The following is a 24,464-nucleotide window of genomic DNA, read 5'->3' as shown; positions in this document are numbered from 1 at the left end:
GCGCCCTTCTCCCCGGTCCGACCGGCACCGGGAGGAGGGGCTTCCCTCCCACATCTTGGCAAAAGGAGGCAGTCATGGCCCGACAACAGCTTCAAAAGCTATCGCAAAGGATCTGTAACGCGGCGGAGGCATTTTTAAGGGACCCGGCGGAGGACGAAGGGTTCCAGCCCACGGACGCTCCCCGCGAGGTCTTCACCACCAATACGGAGATTCCCGCTCTCCACCACGCGATAATGGACCTGCAGGAGGACCGGAAGGAATCCTTGCTCTCCATCTTCAAGACACACCTCGAGGGAGAAGGACCGCTGGGAAAGGCGGAGTATCTCTTCATGATTTACGAGATACAGCGCGCCTCGTACTTCAAACGCCGCATCCCGCGCAGACGTTTCATCGAGCTTTTACAACTGCACAAGGAGCTGTACCGGCTCTACCACTCCCACTTTCCCGACGATCATTACCTCCTCTCCAACCTGAACGCTTACGCCGTAAGCACCGGGATCAACAACCATGTCCCGACAGCCCTTGAGAAGATGCTGGCCATGGCGGAGAAGGCACCGGAAACGAAAAGCTACAACCCCGACCTGATGGTAAGGAACCTGGCGGCTCTCTTCAGGGAAAGCGACATGGTCAGTGAGGTCCCCTTCTCCAGCACCCTCTCCGGCTATGACGAAACCTTGATCACCCTTGCCGCCGGGGGAGTCTTCGAAGAGGGGCGTGGCAGTTCGGAACGGTTCCTAAAGTACCTGGAGCAGCCGGTGGATTTAACCGAAAAAGGGGCCCAGTTCCGGCTGCAGGTGGTCAGCAACGATACCGGCTTCTGGGCCGTGCTGGAGCTTAACAACCTCGTGATGCCGCTTGAATACCGCCAGTTCTGCGAGCTTTCTTCGCTGGATAATCTGGAGCCGCCGGTCCTGCAGACAACCGACGATTTCTTGATTCTGCGCCTGCCCCACGGCTGCCGGCTCTTCCTGTCGCCGGAGGAGGCGGACACACTCAAGGAAGCGTGCAGCAGGATAAAAAGCGACCCCGGTTACCGGTCCCACGACCGGATCTGGTCCGTCCTGCACGGCATCTGGAGCTAGCAGGGCTAAGCGGGATCAGGGAGGGAGTAAAGAGGAGCCTGCCCCGGAAAGCGGGGCGGGCGAGACCGACTGAGGCGGTCGGCGCGAGTGCCGACGGCCTCGGTCCACTTGGCGGGTGGGAGATCCCGCCTCTTGGCGGGGTGCGGGGGAGCGCCCCCGCTGCCGTTCAAGCCGGCCGGCGACATTGAGCCGGCGGGCTTAAGACCGGTAAAGCGGCCGGTGCGAAGCCCCGGCGGCTTTGGACCAAATTCCGATATTTAACAGGGGGGGCGTTGCGGGGGGGAAATCACCCCGCAGAGGGGGTAGCGAAGAACGACAGGTGCACCCTGGCGGTCGCAGCGAGGGGGAGCCCTCCCCCTCCCTTTTCAGAAGGAAAACAAGCTACGCGCTGACCACCCGCATGTGCCCCAGCCCACCCTTCTTTCTCTCCCTGATCACGATGTCCACGTCGCGCCCGAGAAGGGTGAGCAGGTTGCAGAGCTTCTCCAGCGAGAAGCCTCTAAGCTTTCCATGCTGGATCATGGACACCTTCGGCTGGGTGATCCCCAGGAGCGCAGCGGCCTCCGTTTGGGACAGATGACGCTTCTCGATGATCTGGTTTATCTTCATGGCGATGGTGCTCTTCGCCAGCAATTCTTCCGCGTCCGGCAGCCCCAGGTCAGCGAACACGTTGCCGCCGGAAGGAGTCACCGCCGTCTCCTCGATCTCTTCCTCTCTTCTCTCTTTCATGCTGTCATCCTCGTTACTACCAGTTGCTGTTGAAGGTGTGTCAACGGAATCCCAAACCCGCCCCCACGCCTATCTCTCGGCCAGTTCCTTCGCCTTTTTCAGCCTCGCCTTCACGATCTCGAGCTCCGTTTTCGGGGTCTCGATTCCCTTCTTCGACTTCTTCTGGAAGGCGTGCAGCACGAAGACCTTGCTGCCGATCTTGACCGTGTACATGACCCGGAAAGTGTTGCCGTCGCAGTCGTCGCAGATCTCGATGACGGTGGCTCCGCCACCTAGCCCCTTCAGGGGCTTGGCGTAGAGAACCTTTCCCCCATCCTGCGCCACGTGCAGCGCGTGCCCCATGCTGACCCTGGTTTCCTGCGGAAACCCCTTGATCACCTCGAGCGAATCACCCAAGAACTCGATTCCTTTAGTCACGCCCTTTCTCCTTCGCAGCGTCTCACGACGCGGCTTTTTTTAGTACCCGATTCCTTCACGGCACCTCCGAAGCGCCGCCCCGGCAAGGCATGAGACGAAGCTATACCAATATAGGTATAATGTCAAGCGGGACCGGCTTTATCCCGTTGAGCCGCCAGGAAACCAATACCTAAAACTCCCGGTCCCCGAGCGGAACCTCCTCCGTCACCGGCGCCGCCGGGACCGGGGCAACGGCCGCCGCCTCCCCGGCCTGCTCGATCTTCCGCTCCTTCTCCCTGATGTCATCAAGCGATAGCCCCTCTCTCAGAATGAAGGCCTGGTTAACGGAGGGAAGCTCGTTCGGCGGCCGGATCTTGACCCTGATCTTGGCCGGCTCGTGCTCCGGGATCATCAGGTACCCCTCCAGCTTTTTGAGCCCCTGGATCTCCGAGGGGAGGATCAGTTTCTCGGTCCTCGTCACCTCGGAGAAGGTGGCGGTCACCTTGGAGCTTCGCGGAGCGAGGGTGCGGGATTCGGCGATCTCCCGGTACTGGACGTCTCCGAAACGCCCGGAGAAATACCCGGCCGACGCCTCGTCGGCAAGCTTCATGACGAGCGTAGTGCCGCAGCTGTTCAGGATGGATTTCGCGTCCCTCGGGCCGTAGATCTCCTCGATGGAGGAGACGTCCTGGAACCCCAGAAGCACCGTGGCACCCTTACTCCCCCCGGCGGTCAGGATGCGCTTAATGGAGGGGAGCTGCTGCATGTTGCCGAACTCGTCCAGGACGAAATAGAGCCTCCGGTTCGGGTCGTCGGAAAGGGAAAGGACCTCCCTGCAGAGGAGATCGACCATGAGCGAGGTATAGGGGCGCAGGGTATTTTCCACCTTGGCGGCGCCGGTAATGAAGAGGAAACTCCCGCCGGGATCTTGCAGCCAACGCTTCACGGAAAAGCCCCCACCGGTCCTCGCGTACTCGAACCAGGAGCAGTACATCATCATCACCGCGCCGACTATGGAGGCCTGCTTCCCGCCATGCTTCTCGATGTACTTGAGCCCCGCCGCCCCCTGTTCGGTCATGGCGCAAAGCTCCGCGATCTCCTTCATGCCGGAGGAAATAGCCCTCCAGATATCGTCGTTGGTGAGCTTCCCCTGGAGGTAGAGCGCCGCCATCACGCCGCGCAAAACGTCCCTCACCGCGCTGTGCCAGAAGCGCTCCACCTCGTTTCCCGGCGGCACCAATGAACCGAGCAGCATGGAGATGTCCGGGATGCTTTCCACGTCGTCGAAGATGTTCCAGGAGAGCCCGCGCGCGTCGAGGGGATTGGCAAGGTAATCGATGCCGGGACGGTAGAACTTCTCGACGTACTCCCCCTTGAAGTTGTAGACCACGGCGGGCAACCCCGCCTCCCTGATAGCCGCCAACTGCTGGGCCATGGTGACGGTCTTCCCGACCTGGGTCTTGCCCGCGATCATGGCGTGCTCGGCGTCGAACCTGAAGGGGAGACGGACCGGCCCGAAGGGAAGAAGCCCTGCTTCCTTCGCCGCCTGCCGGGAGAGTTTGCGCTCCGAGATGAGGACCGGCCCGCGCAGGTGCTCGCGCCTCACAAGCCGCGCGTTTTTCCGGCGCACGACGAGATACAAGCCCCCGAGCACCAGGACGAAGACGGGCGCGGGATACCAGCGGTTACGGTGAATAAGCGCCCGCACCGCCGCCTCCATCTGGTAGGAGGCCTTGATGGCCAGCATGTCCGAGGCCCGGTAACGGTATCCTTGAATGGTGAAGAAGGGCTGGATGGGAGAGCCCCGAAACAGCTTCGCCACCTGGAACTTCCAGGTCACCTCCAGCCAGATGGGAAGCGCCTTCTTGTACACCAAGAACCCGAGGAGAACGAGGTAGAGAAAGACGGAGAAGAGGACGGCGCGGAGCCAGATCCTGACGCTGCGCGCAACGTCGGCGGCCCAGACACCGGCTCCGGAATACCCGGAGTTCTTCGACGCCCCGAAGCTCACGGTGCCCCCCCTTCGCCCGGGAAGGCGCGCCTTCTCGCCTCATCCTTGTATGGGTTCCAGGCCTCCGTGTTGTTGCTGAAGGTCCCCCTGGCCAGGGTGTAGGCAGCCATCAGCGCGACCTGCACGAAGCTGCGCTGCATCCCGAAGGGAGCGTTTCTTTCTTCCGTCTGGATCTCCGCCTGCCGGACCAGATTTTCCGAGAGGGCGTGGATCTCCTCCTCGGCATTTTCCAGCCGCTTTTCGACTCCCGCCTGAGCGGTTTTCAGCTCCGAAAGCGCCTCGAACCGCTCTTCCAGAAGGGAGATTCTGCCGCAGGAAACGGCCAGCTCCCGGATCGTTTCCCGTGCGGCGATGAGCTCCGCTTTCAGCTCCTCGACCTGCCCGAAGGTCGCCGGCTGACGCTCCAGAATGCGGTCCAGATCGCGGAACAAAACGTCCCGCACCAGCTCGGAAACGCTCTTTCCCAGAAGCGCCGCCTTCTCCTGCAGAAGCGCCTCCTCCTCTTCGGAAACCCTCACGTGGATGCTCTGCACGGCTGACCTCCTTCGCCCCCGTCCGGGAGCACGGCGTAGCACAGCGGAAACGACAAGGATACCGACAACTTACCAGCACCAGGAGGTCCGGCCAAAGCCGAACGTAGCACGGCGTGGCACAAGCGACAACTGCAATTACGGCTACTTGCCCCTCCCCTCATTCAGAGGCAGCCCGCAGGGGCTGCTGAGGTGTGAATGGAAAAAAGCCGAACGAAGCGAGGCCCGCCGCTCTTCTTTCTCCTACTCCTCCGGCTTTCCCGGCTGCATCCCGATCGGCAAAAATTCAGGCGAACACCAGCGCCAAAACGACCCGGAACCGCAGCTGTCGCATCAGGCAAGAATCAGTCGTGATAACCTGGAGCGGATTAGGGATACCGATGTCACATGTCGATATCCATCCCCTTCACCGGAATCGACTTCACAGGCTCGATAGTCTTCACCGGTATGACCGCCCCCACCACCTTCGGCACCAATGGTTCCGGCGGCCGCGCTGCACCCGCGCGCGCCAGGGCATCCAGACGTTCGCTGAACTTGGCGCCGCGGTCGAATCTCTCCCGGGCCGGAACCGGGACCGTGGGCTCCCCTTTCGCTGACACCGGATGCTGCGGCAACACCTCCCCGGTACGGGAGAGAGGTTCGGTGTCGGCCGGGGCGGGGAAAGAACCTGCCTCGGGGATTTTCCGCTCCACGTTCACCATCCCGTCTCCGGCAACCACCGGGCCTCTCTCCTCTGCATGCTGTATCGGATAGAGCGTGGAGGTCTTCACCTCCACCCGCTCCACCTCGCGTGCAAGATCGGAAAGAGAATTGGTGCAGACGGTCGCACCGTACCGGGCGCGGGTAACGGCGACGTTCAATGCGTTGTAACTCGCCCTCGCGTACCCTTCTGCCGGCACTTGGTTCTTCTCACCACCAGGTCGCACCGGGGCGAAGAGGATGGCATGCTCCACGGTGCTCCCCTGGCTCTTGTGCAGCGTGACCGCGTAGGCGTGGTCTATGTGCCGATAACGCGCGAGATCCAGGGTCACCTCCCCGGTCTCGAAGCGCACGACCGGCTGCCCCGTTTCGTCGAAACGTTCCACCACCCCGAGCGACCCGTTACGCACCCCGTGCTCCCAGTCGTTCTTCAGGGTCACGAGGCGGTCGCCGGGGGCGAATATCCTTTCCTCTTCCCGGTACACGGTCACCCTGCCGGCCATCTCCGCTGCGGGGAGTTTCTTGGTCACATTCCGGACCGCCTCTGCTCCGCTTCTCGCTTTCCCCTTGAAGGAGTAAGCGACCTCGACCCGGTTCCCCTCCGGGTCGATCCCGGTCACCTTCCCCACCGTGTTCAACCTGGCGCCCCAGCGTTCCATCCTGCCGTCCACGCCGCGGTACCCGGAGAAGACGACTACCTCCCCCTCCCGGTAGGAATCCGCCGTGACACCGGTCGTGGCCGGAACCAGCACCTTGAAGCTCCTCCCCGGTTCGATCTCACCGGCCGCCACCCGGCTCTCCCTGATGGCGCGGTTCAGCTCCTCCCGGTCCGCGTTGGTGGCGGCGACCAGAAGCACCGACTGGCGCTCTCCCAGCGCCGCCTTTGCCGCATCCGGCGAGAGCCGCGCAGCCTGCGCCCGGTATTCCCTGACCGCCTCCGCCAGAAGTGCCTCCCGCCCTTCCCTCTCGATCACCCTCCCCGTTTCCTTGAGGGAGTCGAGGGCCTCCCTGGCGTTCTCTCCAGGGAGGCGGTCTTCCCGGTTCAAGACCTTGGCGATCTCCAGGAGCCCGGGATCCTTCTGCCTTCGGATCTCGTCGAGGTGCGCCACGTCGGCCGCCCCTTCCTCCGACAGCTTGAGCACCTGGCGAAAGAGGTCGCCTGCGGCGATGGCCGGCATCTGGCGCGGGTCGCCGATCAGCTGCAGCTTAACCTGCACCCCCTCCCCCTGGAGTTCCCGCACCGTATCGAGCAACAGTCCCGCCTGACGGGCTCCCAGCATCCCCGCCTCGTCCACGCGCAGGACCACCTGGGTGCCCCTGGAAAGCTCGACCCTCTCGCCCGCGACCACCAACATTGGCACCGCCTCATCCTGCCTCTGCAGGCGAACCTCGCCCCTTGCACGGGCATTCAGGAAGGCGTCCACGGTCCAACCGGGCCTGCCGCACGCCTTCTCCATCTCGGAGGCCGCCTTCGCGGTGTAGGCGACGTTGAAGGTACGGTGTTCCTTCCCCTGGGGTTCGAGCACCTCCCGGTTGAATTCCTCGATCACCTGGGAGGCAAGCGTCTTCCCGGTCCCCGCCTTCCCCTCGACGACGCTCACCGATCGGCTTCCGGCCAGCTCGTTCACGACCTGCTCCTTCTGCCCAGCCGACAGACGTACCCCGCCCGTTTCCTCCTGGTGGCGCAGGTACGCCGCCACCTCGTCAAACGTGGTGACACTCCTGAAGCCGGGAAGCGTCCGCACCGTCTCCAGGTTTCTCGCCTCAAGCTCCTGCATCTCTCGGGTCGTATAGTACTCCCGCCCCCGGCCGTCCCGTCCCAGCCTCATGACGTCGCGAACCCCTTCCTCCAGGGCTCGGTTCAGCTCTTCAATGCCGTGCCTGCCGCCGGAGATCTCCACGGCCCGGTCCAACAGCCGCGCGCGCTCCAGCACCGCCTCGCGTTCGACCAGCCGGTCCGCTGCCAGCCTCACCACCTCGGGCGCCGAATGGCCGGGAGGAACAGGACACCCGCGGGACCGCTCCAGCTTCTCCTTAACCTCGAAGGAAGTGGTGCCGCACCGGTTGAATCCCTGTTCGAACGCCTCGACCACATCCTGCCGGGTAACCTCCCGTTTCGGGTCCCGGGTTTCAAGGGCCGCCATCTCAAAGAGCCGCGCATGGGGAACTCCGGGAAACTTACCCCCCTCGTTCCAGAGTCGCACCTGCTGCTCGATCGCTTTCCTCCGCGAGCTGAAATGTTCGATAAGCTGCGGGTCGACACCTGCCACCTCAAAAAACATCTTGGAACGCGAGGTGAAGACGATGCCGTAACCGCGCTGCTCAAGTTCGTGCACCAGCTCCTGCCGGTACAACCGCCCCAAAAGCTTCTGGTCCTGGAAAAGGGTCCGGTTCCGGTTCCCTTTCCAGTCCCCGTTCACAGTGCGCACCGCGTTCACGATAAAGACGTGCGAGTGGAGTTGGGGATCGAGGCTCCTCGATGTGGCGTGATCGAAGACGGCGGCGACCATCTCCCCCCTGACCACCTCGCCGTGGCAGCGGTAAAACGAGTATCGCTCCTCCGCGTGACCGAGCACGGCCGCAACCGCCGCGTCGTGCGCCTCCTTGATCCCTTCCGACCCCGCCGCGTAAAGGATAGATACCGATTTGGGGGCGGAGAAGGTACAGTCGTTGCCGGCCCTGCGGATCTCCACTAGTTCCCCGGTCTTTTTATCCCGGACGAGCTTCGGTGCGACGATCCGTTCCCGTGAAGTTGGATCTCTCCCAGCACACAGAGCCCTAAACTCCTCCTCCCGAACCTGTCCGGCAAGCTTCAGCGAATCTGCTCCCCTGCCGAGCCACCGCGAATGCTCCCCCTGGTCGGCCCCCTTGAGGTAATAGTCCTCCCTGGAGAAGTATCCCCCGGCTTGACTTGCACTCATTCCTGGAGAGACAGACATCATCGCCTTTTCCCCTCCCTTGCCAAGGAACTCCGCTGTTGGCTGAGCTCTTTAAAAACCCGCCAGATTGACGTAAAAGGGAAATATTAACACATCCTAAGCCAGCAGCAATGATAATTTCGACAACAATTCGCTTGATTGGAAGAACCCTTTAATTTAGAGTACCCTTCCATCACTACAAGAGAAAACTTTGAATCAGACAACGTTTGTCAGCTGACATATCCTTTGAAGCTTCGACGGGTGAGTATGGAAATAGTAAATGTTGAAAAGGTTCTGGATGATATTCAAGATGCACCCTTGATCTTAACGCCGCTCGATGCCCTCGATCCGCGACGAGAACTTTACAGTGCAATGGTGCTGCAACCTCAGGGGTGTCTTGAAGGTAATACCGACCGCGTTGGGCATAGTGACCAAGCGGCAGGTGCTCTAATGTGCAGTTCGTATCTCCAAGAGGCTCAGAAAGCTGAGGCGGATATTGTCGTCGCTCCAGAGTACTGCGTGCCTTGGTCGGTTATTGAAGACATTATTGGGGGCCGTTTCCGGCCACGAGAAGGTGCTCTTTGGGCACTGGGTTGCGAAAGTATTAAACCTAAAGATTTGAGAAATCTCGCGCAAAAAACCCAGAAATCGCACGAAACAGTTAGGTTAATTCACGAACAGTTCGATGCCAAGCAGGAGGCTCAGAAGAGCTATATCGACCCCCTTGTATACGTTTTCTGGTGTAAAGATAGTGCTGAAAAAGCCGTTCTTTGCTTTCTTGTTCAATTTAAGACGACACCATGCAGGGACGAAGGCCACATCGAACTAAAATCACTATATCTTGGAAACAAAGTATACAAATTCAATGAAGGAATTAACAACATAAGCCTGCTCAGCATAATCTGCTCAGACGCTTTTGATTTTAGAAATGAGTTGGTGGAACAACATCACCGTAACTCATTAATTTTGCATATTCAACTCAATCAGAAACCTGGACATCAGGATTATACCTCATACAGAACCCATCTTTTTTCCGTAGGGAGCAGGAGTAACACAGAGGTGTTGTGTGTCAACTGGGCTCGTGGTGTCAAATGGAAGGAAGAAAACGGTGAGGAACATGATTGGCGCGACATTGGAGGATCAGCATGGTATCTCCCCCTACCTAAATTTAATGCTACCGATCAAGATATTGATGCCTGCCACAAGCAAGGGCTTTATCATTCCTTTATCGGGAAACACTGGCACGGCTTTTTCCTTAACTATTCACCCCATCTGGCTCTGATTCGTAAACAAAAAGTTTTCAGTGCGGAACGTCAAGCTTTAGTGCAACCAATTGCACCCGAGGTACTAGCCAGACTTCGTTGGGACATCGCAGCTTCTGAATGGGTAACAGAAGCACCGGATGATGGCTTCATTAAAGCGGTGAATGACTATGCGGACCTACTCGGACCATTACCACCGCTATGTCAAGCAAGTCCTTTAGCTGTCGAGAGAGCTCTGGAATTACTTGAGGGACCTGACGGTAATATGGTGAGTTGGTACAAGGCAAGCGAGCTCCAAGCTTTAACGGTCGATTCAGAGGAATCTATACGCAGAGTAACTGTGCATCAAGAATCGGATTTAAGACGAGCTGGTGTTAAATTTCGACGTCGGCGATTACGACATGCTCAGACAGCGATCAGCTTGACTCGTCAAAGCGTGCCATGGCCACCAGCAGTGTTAGATCTGGCGCAAGGGTTTCGTTTCACCTGGCTGCGAACGGAGCCGCATCGCAACGTTGAATCTTTACATGGAGCAGGACTCGCGACCTTGGTATATCTGGGAGAAGATCCAGAGATGTATTTGATTGAGACAATCTACGCAAAGATAAGTAAGGCTCTAATTGGGGAAAAATTTCAGCGAATTTTCGCTAGGGAACCCGATCCCCTGAAAGCCGCTGAACAAGCAGATCACGCTCGAGATCGACTCTGTGTTGTCTTCAAACGCGATAACCGTATCGAGATTTTTCGCCCGAGCACCTACGCCTCTATCACACATCCAGGTGGTACATCACCTGTTAATATTGCAGGGGTTTTCGAATGATTGATATTACTCGTGCCACGTCAAGTCTCCGTCAGCATTATCCAAGCCTTGAGAAGGTGTCCGACCGTGTTTTCCGTGCCTTCGACAGGTATAAGGACAATGCATATGCAGTTCGCTATTTTGATTTTAACGAAAATTTATTCTCTACAGTAGACCAGCTACGCGATTATCAAGACAAACTTCTTGGAAAACTCTATTTTGACCCTAATGGTAATAATGACCTTCGATGGAATCACTACCTATATTTCATAATAAGTAAAGAGTTAATAAACAAAAGTGGTTTTGATAAAGCAAAAGCAAAAGTCGAATCAGATCATGAATATGCTCGCAAGAGAGTGGTCACCGAAGATGAACTGGAGCACTTACTCAAGCCTAATGTTTCCCGACAAATATATCCTCAGCAACTCCCTCCGGATTTAGTATCTACCTGGATGCAGATACTTGATGGGAAGGGACTTGGGTTCGTCCTTGATGAAGACTACCAAATCCCAGAAGTGTCTCGCCGTATCACTGCTGGCAAACTCCAACGTTTGCGCAAACCTTTAACAACCCTGAATCTTGATCCCTCAGAGTTAGCAGTCAATCGAGATATCATAAGCAAGCTTTCAATCAAAGGCTTCCGGAAGCATCCGATCCCTCGTGAGTTTGAATTCGGTGAAGTAAATCTTATTGTTGGCGTAAACGCCGCAGGCAAAACATCACTTCTTGAAGCCATTGAGTACCTCTACTGCGGAAAAACAAAGCGTAGCGGACAACTTATTCGAGGTACTACAGTTTCCGCAATCCTGAAAAGTTCCGGGTTAACGTTTGAGACCAGCCCAAGTACCGACCCAAAGAAGCTACGTGCGCGACACTTGAATTGGTATGGGAAAAATGAGTTAAGGACGCTGAATATTGACGAAAGTTTTGGGAAATTCAACTTCCTCGACACGGATGCTGCTGTCGGCCTTACTGTTGAGATGAGCAAAGAGCGCATCAGTCAAGATATTACTCATCTTCTCCTCGGAGCCCAGGCAGGCAAGGCACTGGATAGGCTCAATCGAGTCAGCCGGGAGTTGAATGAAACATGTAAATCCGTTGACAAGGACATTGCCTTTGGAAACCTGCGGCAGCGCGAATCGCAAGATCGCCTCCAAGCCTTGCTTAATACCCCGAATGAATCAGATAAAATATTCCCCGAAGTACTTATCGCAATAGACCGGATCAATTGGAGGAAGCCGCCTCAAAGCAAACTCGAGTGCAGTAACCTCAGTTTGCCCATCCAAATAGCATTAACTGAAGCCCAAACGCTCGAGAAACTAGCGCTCCCCGCCTCCACGCTTGAAGAATCTGCTCTCGTCTCCAGATGCAACAGGTTAAAGGAAACAATTGAAACATTAAAGAGGCTACACAAACAACAGATTGAGATCAGTGAAACGGGGGTCCAAGTAGAACGGCAGGTACCACCATTACTGAGCCAGCTCGCCGCCATTGAGAGTCTTGCCCCCTACATCACCTCTAAACTGGAGACGCTGTTGCTGCGGCAGCGTGAACTAGGGTTGTCGATTGGGCAACTCACCTCTGCCTTGGCCAATACAAAGTCGGCCGATGCGTTCTCTCCGGGGGACGATCTGCGCCAAGACATGCTTATAACCGCTGTCACGAAGAGTCACTCTCGGCTGTCCGAGCTACGCCAGCAGGCTTCAGACGTAAGGCTTGCACTTGAGAATTATGAGAGAACACAAGCGGATACTGCCGCTTTGCGGCAACAGCTTCGGTCTATCGCACAGGAAATTTTAGTCCAAGTGCCGGACAAGGATCATTGTCCGCTTTGCCACAATAAATTCCAGCAAGGAGAATTGCTTGAACGTATGCTTTCAAATGTCGATACAGCGGAGGAGGAAAAGTCTTTGGAACTTCGCTCAAGACTCCAACTTGCGGATAAAGCAGTTTCCGATGCGCTCTCTGAAACTAGAGCACTAGAAGGCCTACAATCGTTTGTTGGCCCCAAAGGTGTAGCTACCCTCTCTGTGTCGGCCGCTTTAAGAAAAGTGACTTCCGGTCGCGAACAGCTTGACGCAGAGCAGAACGAACTCAATCGAATTAACATCAGGCTAGCAGAACTCGAATCAAATGGCTTTACCTCTGGTGCCCTTCAAGAGCTGAAAACAATCGCTCAAGTCAAAGGCTCGCTGCCCTCACTGGAAGATTTAGAAGCTTTCAAAAAGGATCTACTGGAAGCACTTGAGAAACACCACCATCAGTTGGCTGCATTAAAACTGGATTTACACATAATTGAGGACAATTGTGAAGCATTGGCACGCGAGCATTGTATTGACGTTACTTTTCCAATCGAGGTTCTGAAGCGACAGCTAGATGCGAAACTGCATGCAAACGACCGCGCCCTGAAAGCGATGCGGACACTTTCAGATGTGATGGTACTATCCCCCTTCGCAGTCGACCCAACAGAACTGTCAGTACGACTAGGTCAAGTACATGCACTGCTGGTTCAGTTGGCGACATGCTTGGCACGTGAGTCCACTATTGACACTGAGGTAAAAAAGGCACATGAGATATTATGTGAAAGTACGAAAAATATCGAGGAATTGTCTATAAGAAAGCAGCACATTGAATACGCACAGGCGATATTGAATGAGCTACTCAATAATTATTCTGAACAGACCCTTTCGGAGCAGGTACTGAAAGAGAACGGAAAACTAATTGCTTCAACTTTTAGTAGCATTCATGTCCCCAATGAATTTGATCTGAAAACGGATTTTTCCGGACTGCGTATAGTCAGGCGTGAAAGCGAGCACGAGGTGGGCCTTCACGAAATGAGTACAGGACAGCGTGCAGCGTACGCACTGTCACTATTTTTAGCTATGAATGCAAGATTAGAGCGAGGTCCAAAAGTCTTATTGTTCGATGACCCCATTGCGCACATAGACGACATAAATGTCCTTTCATTTCTTGATCACCTGCGTGAACTTGCCTTGAAAGGAACACGGCAGATATTTTTCGCAACTGCGGATTCCCAGGTAGCAGGGTTGTTCCGCCACAAGTTCAGGTTCCTTGGTGAAAGATTCCGCGAAATCAGGTTAACCAGACAAGGTTGATGCCGCGACACCCCAGCGCTAGGGAAGAAACGCTAAGCGCGGCACGGCACGTCTCACATGTCTCACATATACGAAAAAACGGCAGCAGCTTCACGCTCGGCTCTAGGTATGGAGACTCAAATAAGTTAGCAAACATGAGGATGTATGCCTGAACTCGGTGGACCTAGCACGCAATCTGGAATTCTATACCAAAACACATGGAGCGCTCTATATCTCGGACGCCTAATTGATCCACGCCCTCGTAGTGCTTCAGAGGCTGTGATTTCAGTGCGAGTTGAAGCACCTAATGCTGTGGATGACATTGTCGTCACTCATGCCGATGGATCTAATTCTTTCATCCAGGCAAAAGAAAATATTGTAACGACCGGTTCAGTTTGGGCCAATCTTTGGCAGGCGTTTTACACACAACTTCAAACAGCCAAAGGAGGGCTTGATAAATTAATTCTAGTTGTAGGCAACTGGACCAGTGATGTGGGCGCCCTTCGTGAAGCTTGTCAACGAGCTAGTGGTAAAACTACTTATGATGAATGGTGGGCAGCCTTATCACACAGCCAACAAGTCGTAGTACACAAGATAATTGATTCTTTAACAACTAAGAGCCGCGAAGATACATTCCGAATTGCAGCAATGTCAGAGGTTTGGGTTCAAACTTTGGAGCAACTCCAAAATGACTCACTGCCTAGCTTTGTGCCCTCTTCGAGTGTTGATGCACGAACCTTATTTAGCTTGTTACGCGACATGGTTGGTGGTAATGCCCGCATTCGCAGAACTTTTCACCAAGCAGAGTTATTAGACCGATTACACCGAGAACACAAAGTTATAGTTCGAGACACGCCTGGATGGGGTTTGGACCAGTATCGCGACGCAGTGAGAAAAATGTATGCGAGGCTCTCTGTGCCAGGAACAGGTGTGTCTGGTTCTATTGAAGAAATGTTCCTTTGGCTGCCCTTAAGAGACCGGTCAGGTGATAATCAGCATCGTGACTTTGAAGAAGAAGATGTGAATTGGCGACAACATACGATAAGGAACAAGGTTGAATTAAACAAATTCCCTCGTGTCGAACCGAGACGCGCTATAATCGATGCCTCAGCTGGCTTTGGAAAAACGACACTACTTCATGCCCTTACGTATCAATTAGCTGCCGACCCGGTGTTTGTACCTGTAATTGTCCCATTAGATGCATTAGCCGAAACTAAACAACCTATTCACGACTATTTAAATACCTGCATCAATGACGGTTATGAAGTTGCACTTGACTGGACTCGACTCTGCGAAGGTGGCCGTGCCGTTGTTTTCTTCGATGGATTAGATGAGTTGGCTGATACAGATCGTTGTTCTGTTGTGGCTCTCATTGCTCGATTTACAGCTCGTTTTCCGCAAACAGCCTGGGTACTGACGGTCCGGGATGGAAGTGCGTTACCTCACCCACTTGATGCTCCGCGATTGGATATTGATCGCCTTAACAATGAGCTAGTCCTTGCACTTGCAAAAGCATATCAGACAGGGGGCTCTAGAATTTCTAGCGAGCGCCTAAGTGAGCATATGTGGCGGCACCCTGACTTAGCTCATCTTCTCCGTATTCCGCTATTTTTAGCTCTTGTGCTTGCAACAGTGAAACCAGATGCCGATTTGCCGCGGAGCCGTTCCGACCTCCTGGAAACTTATCTAACGGTTCTCTTCTCTCCCGAGCGGCACAAGCAGACATATTCGCGTGACGTGCATGTTGACGATGTACGAGAAGCTGCCGAATATCTTGCTTTTCAGGGGCTTGAGACCGACAGTGTTGGTTTGGCCGAACAGCATGCGAGAAACCTATTAAGAAGATCTTTATTCTGCGAGCAGGCTGGTGTTTACATAGAACTCTTACTTCGTTTTGGAGTATTGCGCCGCCAAGGGCAACGCCTGCATTTTTCATATCCAATAGTACAGGAATACCTAGCTGCATGCTGGATGGTTCGTGAGTTGCCTGACGAAGTTGGAGAGCGGTTTCGTTATGTTGTTCGCCGTCCTTGGGCACAGGCGATCCAGTTCAGCTTGGAAATGCACCCCGCCGCAGAAAAGATCATTCGAGCTCAACTGGGCATGCCTGATGATGCTTTTCACACAGTTCTACGACTTATTGGTCGGTGCATTGTCAATAGCGCTCGATTAAGTCCTGAATTGAAAGCAGAGGTGGGCAATAGGCTTGCTAATGTATGGATAAGCGAGAGCTGGAAGATAATGAATAGTATCGGTTTACTTCTAGCCGATGGCTTTACCGATGCAATTCCCCAGCAGGCTGAAGAAATTTTGTTAAGCGGACGCCTGCTTCATTCAGGTGGTGCTGAAATTGTAACGGCAAAGAATGATACGGTATTTACTACCAAAGTTCTTAAAGCGTTCCTGAGTAACGATCTGGAGCGCCAATGTTGGTTGCACAGGTGGCAAGAAGTGGTTAATCGTATTGCAAATGAAGCACTGAGCATGTACATCGAGCGAGTTCGATCAAGCGCCACAACACCTCAAGAAGTTGCGTCAATTGCTAAGCTCATTAGCCAATTACCTCGTGAAGAACTACAACCCGGGGCATGGCAGAGCATATCAGCTGACGAAACGCTTCCGGCCCTAGTCAGACTCGCTGGTTATCAACTGGGAGACCACCCTATAGAGGCTTCCGCCATGCAATTGGTTGCTCCAATTCTACGAGCGGATGAAGGTGAAGTTGATTATTGGGAACAGCTGATGGCTGACGATTTCTTCTGGTACATTCAAGGAGCACGGGATGAATTCATTTCACTTGTCGCAACACCCGTTGTACAAGATAGAATTCTTTCTCATTTGATAATGGGACTTTTTCAAGTTGATTTCTCATCGACTGAGCGGCAAGAGATTATAAGATCGGCTATTGGCGCAGCAGTTGGTGATAGACAAACTAAACTTCAACTCATGCTTGCCATAGCAGGGGATGAGGTCGCATCAACTGACTTTGTTAGTAAGCTAGATAAAGTGTCAGACGAAATAGTTCAAATGTGGTGTTTCCATGCTAATCATTTCAGTGATGCCAATAGCATCCTGGCTGTGGAAAAATTGAAACAACGAGAAAACGTGCCAATATTGGCCTTATCCACTCTCATGACTGGCATTACATATAAGATGCAGCCAACTTTGGACTGTAGTGGTGTTCTTGACAGTCCCAAGCGTCACCCTATGTATGGACTATTCCTTGAGTGGCTAGATCAAGCACTGAAGGATGATCAAGACTTTCCGTTGAAATTGCGTTGTCATGCCAACAGACTTAAAAAGGAACTTGGCTATGATCTGACATTTGATGAAGTGGACACTATGCTTCGCGCCTCATGGTGTGAATATCTGGCCCTTGATGATGACGACACCTTAGAAGGGTCCTGGCAGGTAGAGTGCTGTATAGATCTCATTGATGCTGAAGACTATGGTAGGTGTCATTCATTATTACGAGAAATTGCGATCTCTGCGGACTCTAATGCCAGCAGGAAGGCATTAACGGCACTGGCCCATATGGGGAATTTGGAAGAGCTTGAGTGGATGACAGCAAAGTATGGTGAAGTTAAAGAAAGTAAGGCAATAAATATTTTCGAGATAGCTGAAAGACTAGCTGGTCGTCTGGGTAAACGTATTGTCCGGGATAGAGGTAACCTGAGGATAGAAAGCTGGTAAAGGTGAACCCAAAATCACAGAAATTAATATCTGAGAGAAATGGATCTCAAGATTACCACCAACAGCCGCCGGTCAGCTAAAACTAGTAACAACAGCACCCTCATCTGCATGCAAGACAACCTACACAGCGACGCGTTGATGTTTTAATGTCCGTCCTTCGTATTGAAGAAGAAGCATTGGTTTCGCATTTGAACCTGCTGTATCGTCTTCAAAGCAGGGGTAACTTTCGGGGTAACCTGGAAAACAAGTATTATAATTATAACTTTAAATACGTGCCCTTAATTCAAATATTAGATTCCCATGTGCTTCCGCCATTACCTCACCTCCATAAAGAAGGCCTTTGGTACTACCAAAGGCTTTTTCTGTGTCTACCCCAGAACAGGAAAGGTTATTGGAATGACTTCTCGTCCAGTCGCCGCAACGTGCCCTTCGTGCGGATTGAGTAAATCCGTCTCCTTCGACAAATGCCCGCCCGATGCGACGGTAACCAGCTGTCCCAGATGCAAAACCAGCTTCGTTTTCTCAAGGGGCACGGCGACTTTACCGCTGCCCGAGCCGATCACGAACGAAGGGGATCTGGGGCCAGGCTTGGGGGATCTGGGGCTAGGCTTGCGAAGTTGCAATCTCTTAGGCTCTGGACGTTATATCAATTCCAGCCTGATACCAGAAATTTTTAGTCTTCCATTCTGGACTGGTAGGGCTGGAAGGAGACCGGAAGGGGTGTGAACCTTACATCTTTAACCTCAGGTACAGCTCCTCGACCTTGTCTCTGGCCCAGGGCGTCCTTCTTAGGAACTTGAGGCTGGAGGAAATGCTGGGGGTGTGGGTAAAACAGCGAATGTCGATCCGCCTTCCCAGCTCTTCCCAGCCGAGTTCCTCCACCAATTCGGTGAGAATCATCTTCAAAGTGACACCGTGGAGCGGGTCGTTTGGCGTTTGAGTGGTCATAGTTTCATCCCGATGGCTGTTTGGTGCAATCATTGCCCCCCCGCACGGCACCAAAGCGCCTCAAGCTGCCTTTTTAGGGTTCTTCAGTACGGCAAGTCCTTCCGGATCACGGTCCAGCAGTATGAGCACGTTGCACACAGCGCGGCTGGGCAGGAGATCTCCCTTTTCGTATTTCTGGAAAGCCCTCGGGCCTCCTCCGATCACAAGCCCCGCCGCCTCCTGGGTCAGGTGCAGCTTTTTCCTGATGCGGCGGATTTCCTCAGGCGGGAGAAGCCCCTCATGGATAGCTTTCAGGCGGTTCAGCATCCGATCGGAGATTTTCAGGTCTTCACCGGTATGGATGCTCTCCTCCGAGCGGTCGCAGTACCAGCCCGGCATGTCGAAGGTGATGGATTCGCCCTTATAGGTCAAAGTCGTCGGTCGCTCACCCCGGTACATCGGCGCCCCCGTTTCAGGACATACAGGATTACTCATGATCCTTCTCCTTGAACGACAAAAGCAGAAACTCCGTAACGACATCAGCGGTGAACTTGACGTAAAGCAGTCCCACTGGCGACGGTACGTGGTAAACATCCTGCCACAGCCTGGCATCGGCATAGGAGGTCATTGACTTGTAAAACTGTCCCCGCTGCATGGAATGGATGGTGGCCACGATCTCCGCACGCCCGAAGCCAAGAGCAGCGGCGGTGCGCAGCGCCGTGCCGGTCAGAGCCAGCCGGTCAACCGAGCTGAAAGCGGCTTTGAAAGCCTCTAGATCGTATGCCGGCTTTCGCCTTTCAGCCATGACTCCCTTTTACACCATTATGGTGGATTCAACAAGTGTGACTTCAAATGATTGCGGAAGCTGAGTAATTGGTTAGCTCTTTGAAGGGTCGTTTTATTTGCCCTGCCGGCTCCGCAGTTTCCGCCTCAGACTGACATTATCGAACGCAAGGCAAAGCAGCATTAGGCAGGAAAATGTTGTAAAGGCATTGTCTCCCAGTAAATGCCAGAACGCCCAGGAGGCTCCGGCCATGACCACTGCAGCTATTAGAAGCAGCGCGCGGTCTTTCATACCGTTACCGCCTCATACCGGCACGTATTTCTCGCTGAAACACTATGGTCATATATACCAGGCCAACGCAACAGTACCGAGATAGAGTGGAGAGGGGACGCGTTTTTACTTTTACTTCTCTTGCTTAGATGCCGCAGATGGCTTAGGAAGAACTGTGAACAACCAGTCGGTCTTGTCTAATTTTATAAAGTCACGCCGCTGATAGAATGCACTGAGATTATGGTTAGCAGGCTGCAACCCAACGTAGCGTACGGGGGCAAGGCGGCTGATCTCCATCGCAATTCTCAGGACCTGGGCCAGTAAATAATCCACGACCCTTAATTCGCCAAGCTCTTTAAAGACCAGCCCCCGAAACGGCAAGGAGACCAGTAAGTAATCAAGGACAAGCATCGGAAGGTCCTCGTCCCCAACAGTCGAAAGCGATACTGCCACAAAGCCACAACTCACATCATTGTCTCTCAAAACATAAATACGGCACTGATTATCCCGGGCACGTTTTATGGCCTGTACGACCTGATCTCTCTCGTCAGATCCAGCTTTGAAAACGAATTTTTTTGTAAATGAAGAGGGCCTGGCAGAATAAATAGGGAGTGACTCGAACTCGAATGACACAGGCTAATGACGTTTGACGCCGGTATCGTGGGATGAGGAGGGCTTCGAAGCGGCGTGACCAGTTGGGGTATCCAAGTGAGTAACATCCGCCGAACCAGCCTTCTCTAGAATAGACATGAGTTTCGGAGAAACGTGGTTGCGCTTGAGTTGGCGAGAAGCCTTCTCGGAAAGTTTGGCAGGCGGTCGAGAGCCCACTTCGTACCCCGCCTTCGTCGTTTGTTGTCGGCCGTTTCTTGACATGCGCGTAATATACCTCACGCATGGTTCTGGTGCAACAATAACTCCTTAATACCGCCGGCACCTGCCTCCCTCGGTACCTCAGTCGCCCCTTCCCTCCCCCCCCTCTGCCATGCCCTTGCCTCCACCGGCATCAGATGCTACGCTCTGTCGTTTATACGTTTTGCTCTCCTAAAACAACAGCCGCAGACTACGTGCCCGCTGTCGCAGCCTTCACAAACCGCGGCGGCGTCCAGCTACGAGGTTCTTATGATCCATCTTGTAGACACCGTTGGAGTTGGAGGCAAAAATCATAATCTTGACGTGGTGCGTATCCAAACCCTATTGCGATCCAAGGGATATAGGATAGCGATAGGTGCCGGCGTATGCGGGGATGACACAGTAAAAGCGATAATTACGTTCCAATCATCCTTCCTGCCTAAACCAACAGGCATAATCGAGCCTTATAGCCTCAGCCTCCAAAAACTGACCGACAATAGCCATGCGATGTATGAGTGGAGCGGTGACAGTTGCAAATGGCCTCAGGACAAGAAGCTCAGCAGCTTGAACTGTGAATTTAAGAGTAAGGTTGTCATTTTACTAAGTCGACTGGAATCTATGGGTTACCTGCCCCATATTTTTTACGGGTGGAGATCCATAGCGACGCAAATGACCTTGTATAGCTCGGGCCGCTCAAAGGTAAAGTTCAGCTTCCACAACGCACAACGTCTTGACGGTACTCCCAATTCCTATGCAGCAGATATTATTGACTCACGCTTCGGGTGGACTCAACAAGCCGAAACTGCCGGCTTTTGGAGCTCCTTAGACAGCTCAGCAAAAGCACAAGGGCTTGTCTGGGGAGGGGACTGGAGTACCTTTCGAGACGTGGCCCACGTTCAGCTCCTACCAAACTCTAAACTGTACATCATCAAACAGGAGAGCGGACTATGAAGGTCTTAGCTATTGTAATGCTATTGCTGCTCCACTCCGTATCAGCCTATGCGGAAGAGGTATGGCTTGTGATCGGCGCCAGCGACCTGACTCCTGCAGGAATAGCCCTCAAGTGGAAAAGAAGCGGAACCAGCAGCGGCATCACCGTCAGCAGCAGAGACTGCGGGGATGCCAGGAATGTATACATGTGGGCTCCCAAGGTGGAAAAGTCTATAGAAGCAGCCAGGCAATCGCTTAAAGCAGTGCCCTCCTACATACAGGATGCTTACATCAAAAGATGTAGAGTCCGGCCAGGAAGCCCGTTGGCGTTTAGGGAAAGCGCAGTCGACGTGTCGATCGCGGACGTCCCAGCTACAGCAGTGAACTGGGACGACGCAGATCGCGTGACGACCAGTCAGCCGCTCACCAGCACCTCATCTATCGTCATATCCCGCTACTATGACGGGAAAAGCATTGAAGACCCACTAGAAGGGAGAAGGGAAAGGGTGATTTTGGTGCGGCAGGGAGGAGTCAGGCAGAGCTTGGAGCCATGCACGACTCCCGAAAAATTCACCGCTACAGAGGGAAGATTTGCTTTCCAATGTACCGTAGCGCAAGCAGGAGATGAGCTATTGCACAAGGTGGTGGTCTACTCAATGAAAGGTGAAAAAACCGCGGAAGTGATGCATTGCCGCACCCCCCTATTAACCACTAAAACCATCACTTGTGAAATGGAGAAAGTAGAGGCCGACGGCGTATTGAAACTTCAGAAAGTACAGAAGGCTTTGTAGCTTACTGCGTTTTACCAAACCGCATTTGCAGATGCGGTGAAGATCCGGTGCTGTGCTTCCTTCAGGGTAGCCACGAACAAACCAAGCCCGACGCTGCTCACGACCAGGGAGGCGAGGCGATTGAAGGGGCTTCGAAAACGGGCGTAACCGGAGCGCACCGTCCTGCGTGAGAAGACATAGGCGAGCAGCAAGTGCCAGGAGGCCGAGGTCACCATCACTAGTGCTATGACCGCAACCTGCAGAGCCCAGCCGGGAGCCGGAGGGAACGAGGCGGCAAGAATGCTTCCGAAAAAGAGGGCGGCCTTCGGATTGGTTATGTTGGTCAAAAAGCCGAGGCGAAACGCCGCCATGGGACTTTTCACGGTGCGTCCTTTCTCCTGCGCATCGTGAGCGTCGGCCAGACGCCAAAGACGCCATGCGATGTACAGAAGATACGTCGCACCGGAAATCTGCAACGCCATCCTGAGCGCGGGAAACACCACGAAAATAACGTGCAGTCCGCACACGGCACAGATACACCAGGTCGTGGAACCGACGGCGACTCCCATCGCAGCGACGCGGGCGGACTTTCCCTGTTCGCTTGCCGCAAGCTGGGTGATGAGGAGGGTGTTCGCTCCCGGGCTGAGCAAAACCGCCAAATAAAGAAGCCAAATGGTAAGGAGTATGGAGAACATCGAGTTCCTTTCTTAATTCTGATTCGTCATGATCTTACGCTACGCAACGTCCACATCACATCCCCTCCCCCCCCTGCACAGGATCAGGCCATGCACGCGGATATTACCCTATGAACCTCCGCTAGAGAAATAATCTTTTCAATGGAATTCATTGCCACAACCTACAAGCCACATCCCCAATTACATGAAAAGAAAGCCGGGTGAAGGGGCGGCAACATGCCGGAAGCAAACCCGGGGTTGATGTTCCTGCGGAAACGGGATATCTTCCACTCTTCCGTTGTACGCAAAAAAGTTTCAAAGGAACAAAGACAGTGCCCAGAAAAACAGACGCCATCTACGCCGCGCCGCTGCAGGAGATGATCGACTTCAAGTTCGACGAACGGGTGGTCGCGGTCTTCCCGGACATGATACAACGCTCGGTCCCCGGCTACGGGATGATCATTTCCAATATCGGCATCCTCGCCGCGAAGTACGCCCAGGCCGGAAGCCATTGCTACGATCTCGGCTGCTCCCTCGGAGCGGCCACCCTCTCCATGCGCCAGCGCATCAAGGCACCCGACTGCGACATCATCGCCGTCGACAACTCGCAGGCCATGATCGAGCGCGCACGCGAAATCCTCGCGCGCGATGCCGCACCGGCCGTTCCGGTCAACATGATCTGCGCCGACATCCAGGATGTCCCTATAGAGAATGCCTCGGTGGTGGTCCTGAACTTCACACTGCAGTTCATCCCCCCGGCCCAGCGTCCGGAACTGATCGAGCGCATCCATGCCGGATTGAGACCAGGCGGCATCCTCATCCTCTCGGAAAAAATCGCCTTCAGCGATCCTGAGCGGCAGCACTTTCACCAGGAGCTGCATCACGACTTCAAAAGGGCCAACGGTTACAGCGACCTCGAGATCAGCCAGAAGCGGTCGGCGCTCGAGAACGTGATGATCCCCGAGACCATCTCGTGCCACCAGGAGCGGCTCAAGGCGGCCGGCTTCTCGTCCTTTGACGTCTGGTTCCAGTGCTTCAACTTCGCCTCCATGGTCGCTGTCAAATGAACTTCTACGACGCGCTTTATCCGCAACTGACCGCCATGGGACAGGAACGCTGGGCAGAACAGTTGCGGGAGACCCTACCGCAGAGACTGGATCTCGACTGCCACGGCAAACTTCCCGGCTGGCTGAGCACCCTTGAGTCGCTGCCGAAGCTGCACCCGTCCAAGGTCGACCTCGTTGACAGCGTCACCATCGGCTCGAGCGCCGATCTCGATCCAGGCAAAGTAAACCGCGAAGAGCTGATCGCCCGACTCCAGGCATTTCACCCCTGGCGCAAGGGCCCCTACAACTTCTTCGGCATCGAGATCGATACCGAGTGGCGCTCGGACTGGAAGTGGGACCGCGTTCTGCCGCACCTCCAGCCGCTCTCCGGGCGCAGGGTCCTCGACGTCGGTTGCGGCAACGGCTATCACGGCTGGCGCATGCGCGGCGCCGGCGCCGGGTTCGTCCTCGGCATCGATCCCTTCCTGCTTTCGGTGCAGCAGTTCCAGGTGATGCAACGCTACCTGCGCGACCCGCAGCACCACGTCATCCCCATCGGCATCGAGGACGTCCCCGCAGATCTCGCCTGCTTCGACACCGTCTTCTCCATGGGTGTCCTCTACCATCGGCGCTCTCCCCTCGACCATCTCTTCGAGCTGAAGGGGTGCCTGCGCAGCGGCGGACAACTGGTGCTTGAGACCCTGATCGTCGAAGGGGACCGGGAGACCATCTTCATGCCGCCGGGGCGTTACGCGAAGATGCGCAACGTCTGGTTCCTCCCCTCCATCGCCGCGATGACCCTGTGGCTCAAGCGCTGCGGCTTCACCGAGATCGCCTGCGTCGACACGAACCGCACGAGCACCGGCGAGCAGCGCACCACCGACTGGATGCGCTTCGAATCGCTCCCCGACTTCCTCGACCCCGACGACGCGGAGAAGACCATCGAAGGACACCCCGCACCGCTGCGTGCCATCTTCACCGCGACGAAGCCGTAGCGGCC

At 54.6% G+C, this 24,464-nt stretch carries 18 protein-coding genes; 8 read left to right on the top strand and 10 right to left on the bottom strand.

Translation table 11 applies throughout. From position 1 onward, the window contains the following. Positions 1-74: 74 nt before the first annotated feature. Entirely contained in the window at positions 75-1,082 is a 1,008-nt protein-coding gene (locus tag D6Z24_RS16220; RefSeq protein WP_129127649.1) for a hypothetical protein, read from the top strand. A gap of 381 nt (positions 1,083-1,463) precedes the next feature. Here the strand turns inward: D6Z24_RS16220 and D6Z24_RS16215 are convergent, their stop codons facing one another. From D6Z24_RS16215 to mobF, 5 genes are all read right to left on the bottom strand, one after another. Continuing rightward, on the bottom strand, positions 1,464-1,811 hold the full coding sequence (locus D6Z24_RS16215; protein WP_129127648.1) for a helix-turn-helix domain-containing protein: 348 nt from the start codon (positions 1,809-1,811) through the stop codon (positions 1,464-1,466). 69 nt (positions 1,812-1,880) lie between these two features. After that, positions 1,881-2,228: a type II toxin-antitoxin system RelE/ParE family toxin gene (locus D6Z24_RS16210; RefSeq protein WP_246014693.1), complete on the bottom strand. Its 348-nt coding sequence runs from the start codon at positions 2,226-2,228 to the stop codon at positions 1,881-1,883. Between the two features lie 169 nt (positions 2,229-2,397). After that, a complete protein-coding gene (locus D6Z24_RS16205) occupies positions 2,398-4,218 on the bottom strand; it encodes a type IV secretion system DNA-binding domain-containing protein (RefSeq protein ID WP_129127647.1) in 1,821 nt (606 codons plus the stop codon). Beyond that, entirely contained in the window at positions 4,215-4,751 is a 537-nt protein-coding gene (locus tag D6Z24_RS16200) for a plasmid mobilization protein (protein WP_162605153.1), read from the bottom strand. The genes D6Z24_RS16205 and D6Z24_RS16200 overlap by 4 nt, the downstream gene beginning before the upstream one ends. A gap of 380 nt (positions 4,752-5,131) precedes the next feature. Then, positions 5,132-8,386 carry a MobF family relaxase gene (gene mobF / locus D6Z24_RS16195; RefSeq protein ID WP_281275042.1) on the bottom strand — a complete coding sequence of 1,085 codons (3,255 nt, stop codon included), beginning with the start codon at positions 8,384-8,386 and terminating at the stop codon, positions 5,132-5,134. 246 nt (positions 8,387-8,632) lie between these two features. On the opposite strand from mobF, the gene D6Z24_RS16190 reads away from it, so the two are divergent. The 3 genes from D6Z24_RS16190 (at position 8,633) to D6Z24_RS16180 (ending at position 17,214) form a co-directional block, all read left to right on the top strand. Then, positions 8,633-10,447, top strand: a complete 1,815-nt coding sequence (locus D6Z24_RS16190) for a hypothetical protein (protein ID WP_129127644.1) — start codon at positions 8,633-8,635, stop codon at positions 10,445-10,447. Then, positions 10,444-13,542 carry an AAA family ATPase gene (locus tag D6Z24_RS16185; RefSeq protein WP_129127643.1) on the top strand — a complete coding sequence of 1,033 codons (3,099 nt, stop codon included), beginning with the start codon at positions 10,444-10,446 and terminating at the stop codon, positions 13,540-13,542. The genes D6Z24_RS16190 and D6Z24_RS16185 overlap by 4 nt, the downstream gene beginning before the upstream one ends. 144 nt (positions 13,543-13,686) lie before the next feature. Further along, the gene (locus D6Z24_RS16180; RefSeq protein WP_129127642.1) at positions 13,687-17,214 is read left to right on the top strand and encodes an NACHT domain-containing protein; all 3,528 of its coding nucleotides are present in this window, start codon (positions 13,687-13,689) and stop codon (positions 17,212-17,214) included. Between the two features lie 729 nt (positions 17,215-17,943). On the opposite strand, the gene D6Z24_RS16175 is transcribed toward D6Z24_RS16180, so the two are convergent. The 4 genes from D6Z24_RS16175 to D6Z24_RS16160 all read right to left on the bottom strand — a co-directional run bounded on the left by D6Z24_RS16175 (position 17,944) and on the right by D6Z24_RS16160 (position 19,606). Continuing rightward, a complete protein-coding gene (locus D6Z24_RS16175; RefSeq protein ID WP_129127641.1) occupies positions 17,944-18,162 on the bottom strand; it encodes a VF530 family protein in 219 nt (72 codons plus the stop codon). 60 nt (positions 18,163-18,222) lie between these two features. After that, a complete protein-coding gene (locus tag D6Z24_RS16170) occupies positions 18,223-18,636 on the bottom strand; it encodes a type II toxin-antitoxin system MqsA family antitoxin (RefSeq protein ID WP_198419569.1) in 414 nt (137 codons plus the stop codon). After that, positions 18,629-18,946 (bottom strand): type II toxin-antitoxin system MqsR family toxin, encoded by a 318-nt coding sequence (locus tag D6Z24_RS16165; protein WP_129127640.1) that lies wholly within the window; start codon positions 18,944-18,946, stop codon positions 18,629-18,631. Before D6Z24_RS16165 ends, D6Z24_RS16170 begins: the two co-directional genes overlap by 8 nt. A 381-nt stretch (positions 18,947-19,327) precedes the next feature. After that, the gene (locus D6Z24_RS16160; protein WP_129127639.1) at positions 19,328-19,606 is read right to left on the bottom strand and encodes a hypothetical protein; all 279 of its coding nucleotides are present in this window, start codon (positions 19,604-19,606) and stop codon (positions 19,328-19,330) included. Positions 19,607-20,314: 708 nt separating this feature from the next. Between D6Z24_RS16160 and D6Z24_RS16155 the strand changes: the two genes are divergently transcribed. Both D6Z24_RS16155 and D6Z24_RS16150 read left to right on the top strand, forming a co-directional pair. After that, positions 20,315-20,995 carry a M15 family metallopeptidase gene (locus tag D6Z24_RS16155; protein WP_129127638.1) on the top strand — a complete coding sequence of 227 codons (681 nt, stop codon included), beginning with the start codon at positions 20,315-20,317 and terminating at the stop codon, positions 20,993-20,995. Next, the gene (locus D6Z24_RS16150) at positions 20,992-21,765 is read left to right on the top strand and encodes a hypothetical protein (RefSeq protein WP_129127637.1); all 774 of its coding nucleotides are present in this window, start codon (positions 20,992-20,994) and stop codon (positions 21,763-21,765) included. The genes D6Z24_RS16155 and D6Z24_RS16150 overlap by 4 nt, the downstream gene beginning before the upstream one ends. 11 nt (positions 21,766-21,776) lie before the next feature. Here the strand turns inward: D6Z24_RS16150 and D6Z24_RS16145 are convergent, their stop codons facing one another. Then, complete coding sequence (locus D6Z24_RS16145; protein WP_129127636.1) at positions 21,777-22,439, bottom strand: LysE family translocator; 663 nt, start codon at positions 22,437-22,439, stop codon at positions 21,777-21,779. Between the two features lie 311 nt (positions 22,440-22,750). On the opposite strand from D6Z24_RS16145, the gene cmoA reads away from it, so the two are divergent. Both cmoA and cmoB read left to right on the top strand, forming a co-directional pair. After that, positions 22,751-23,485, top strand: coding sequence for a carboxy-S-adenosyl-L-methionine synthase CmoA (cmoA, locus tag D6Z24_RS16140; RefSeq protein ID WP_129127635.1), 735 nt, complete (start codon positions 22,751-22,753; stop codon positions 23,483-23,485). Next, positions 23,482-24,459 (top strand): tRNA 5-methoxyuridine(34)/uridine 5-oxyacetic acid(34) synthase CmoB, encoded by a 978-nt coding sequence (cmoB, locus tag D6Z24_RS16135; RefSeq protein ID WP_129127634.1) that lies wholly within the window; start codon positions 23,482-23,484, stop codon positions 24,457-24,459. Before cmoA ends, cmoB begins: the two co-directional genes overlap by 4 nt. Positions 24,460-24,464 lie beyond the last annotated feature (5 nt).

The sequence above is a fragment of the Geomonas oryzae genome (assembly GCF_004117875.1).
GTDB classification, from domain to species: domain Bacteria; phylum Desulfobacterota; class Desulfuromonadia; order Geobacterales; family Geobacteraceae; genus Geomonas; species Geomonas oryzae.
The sequence above is the reverse complement of the archived record's forward strand: the minus strand, read 5'-3'. Positions and strand labels throughout refer to the sequence as shown.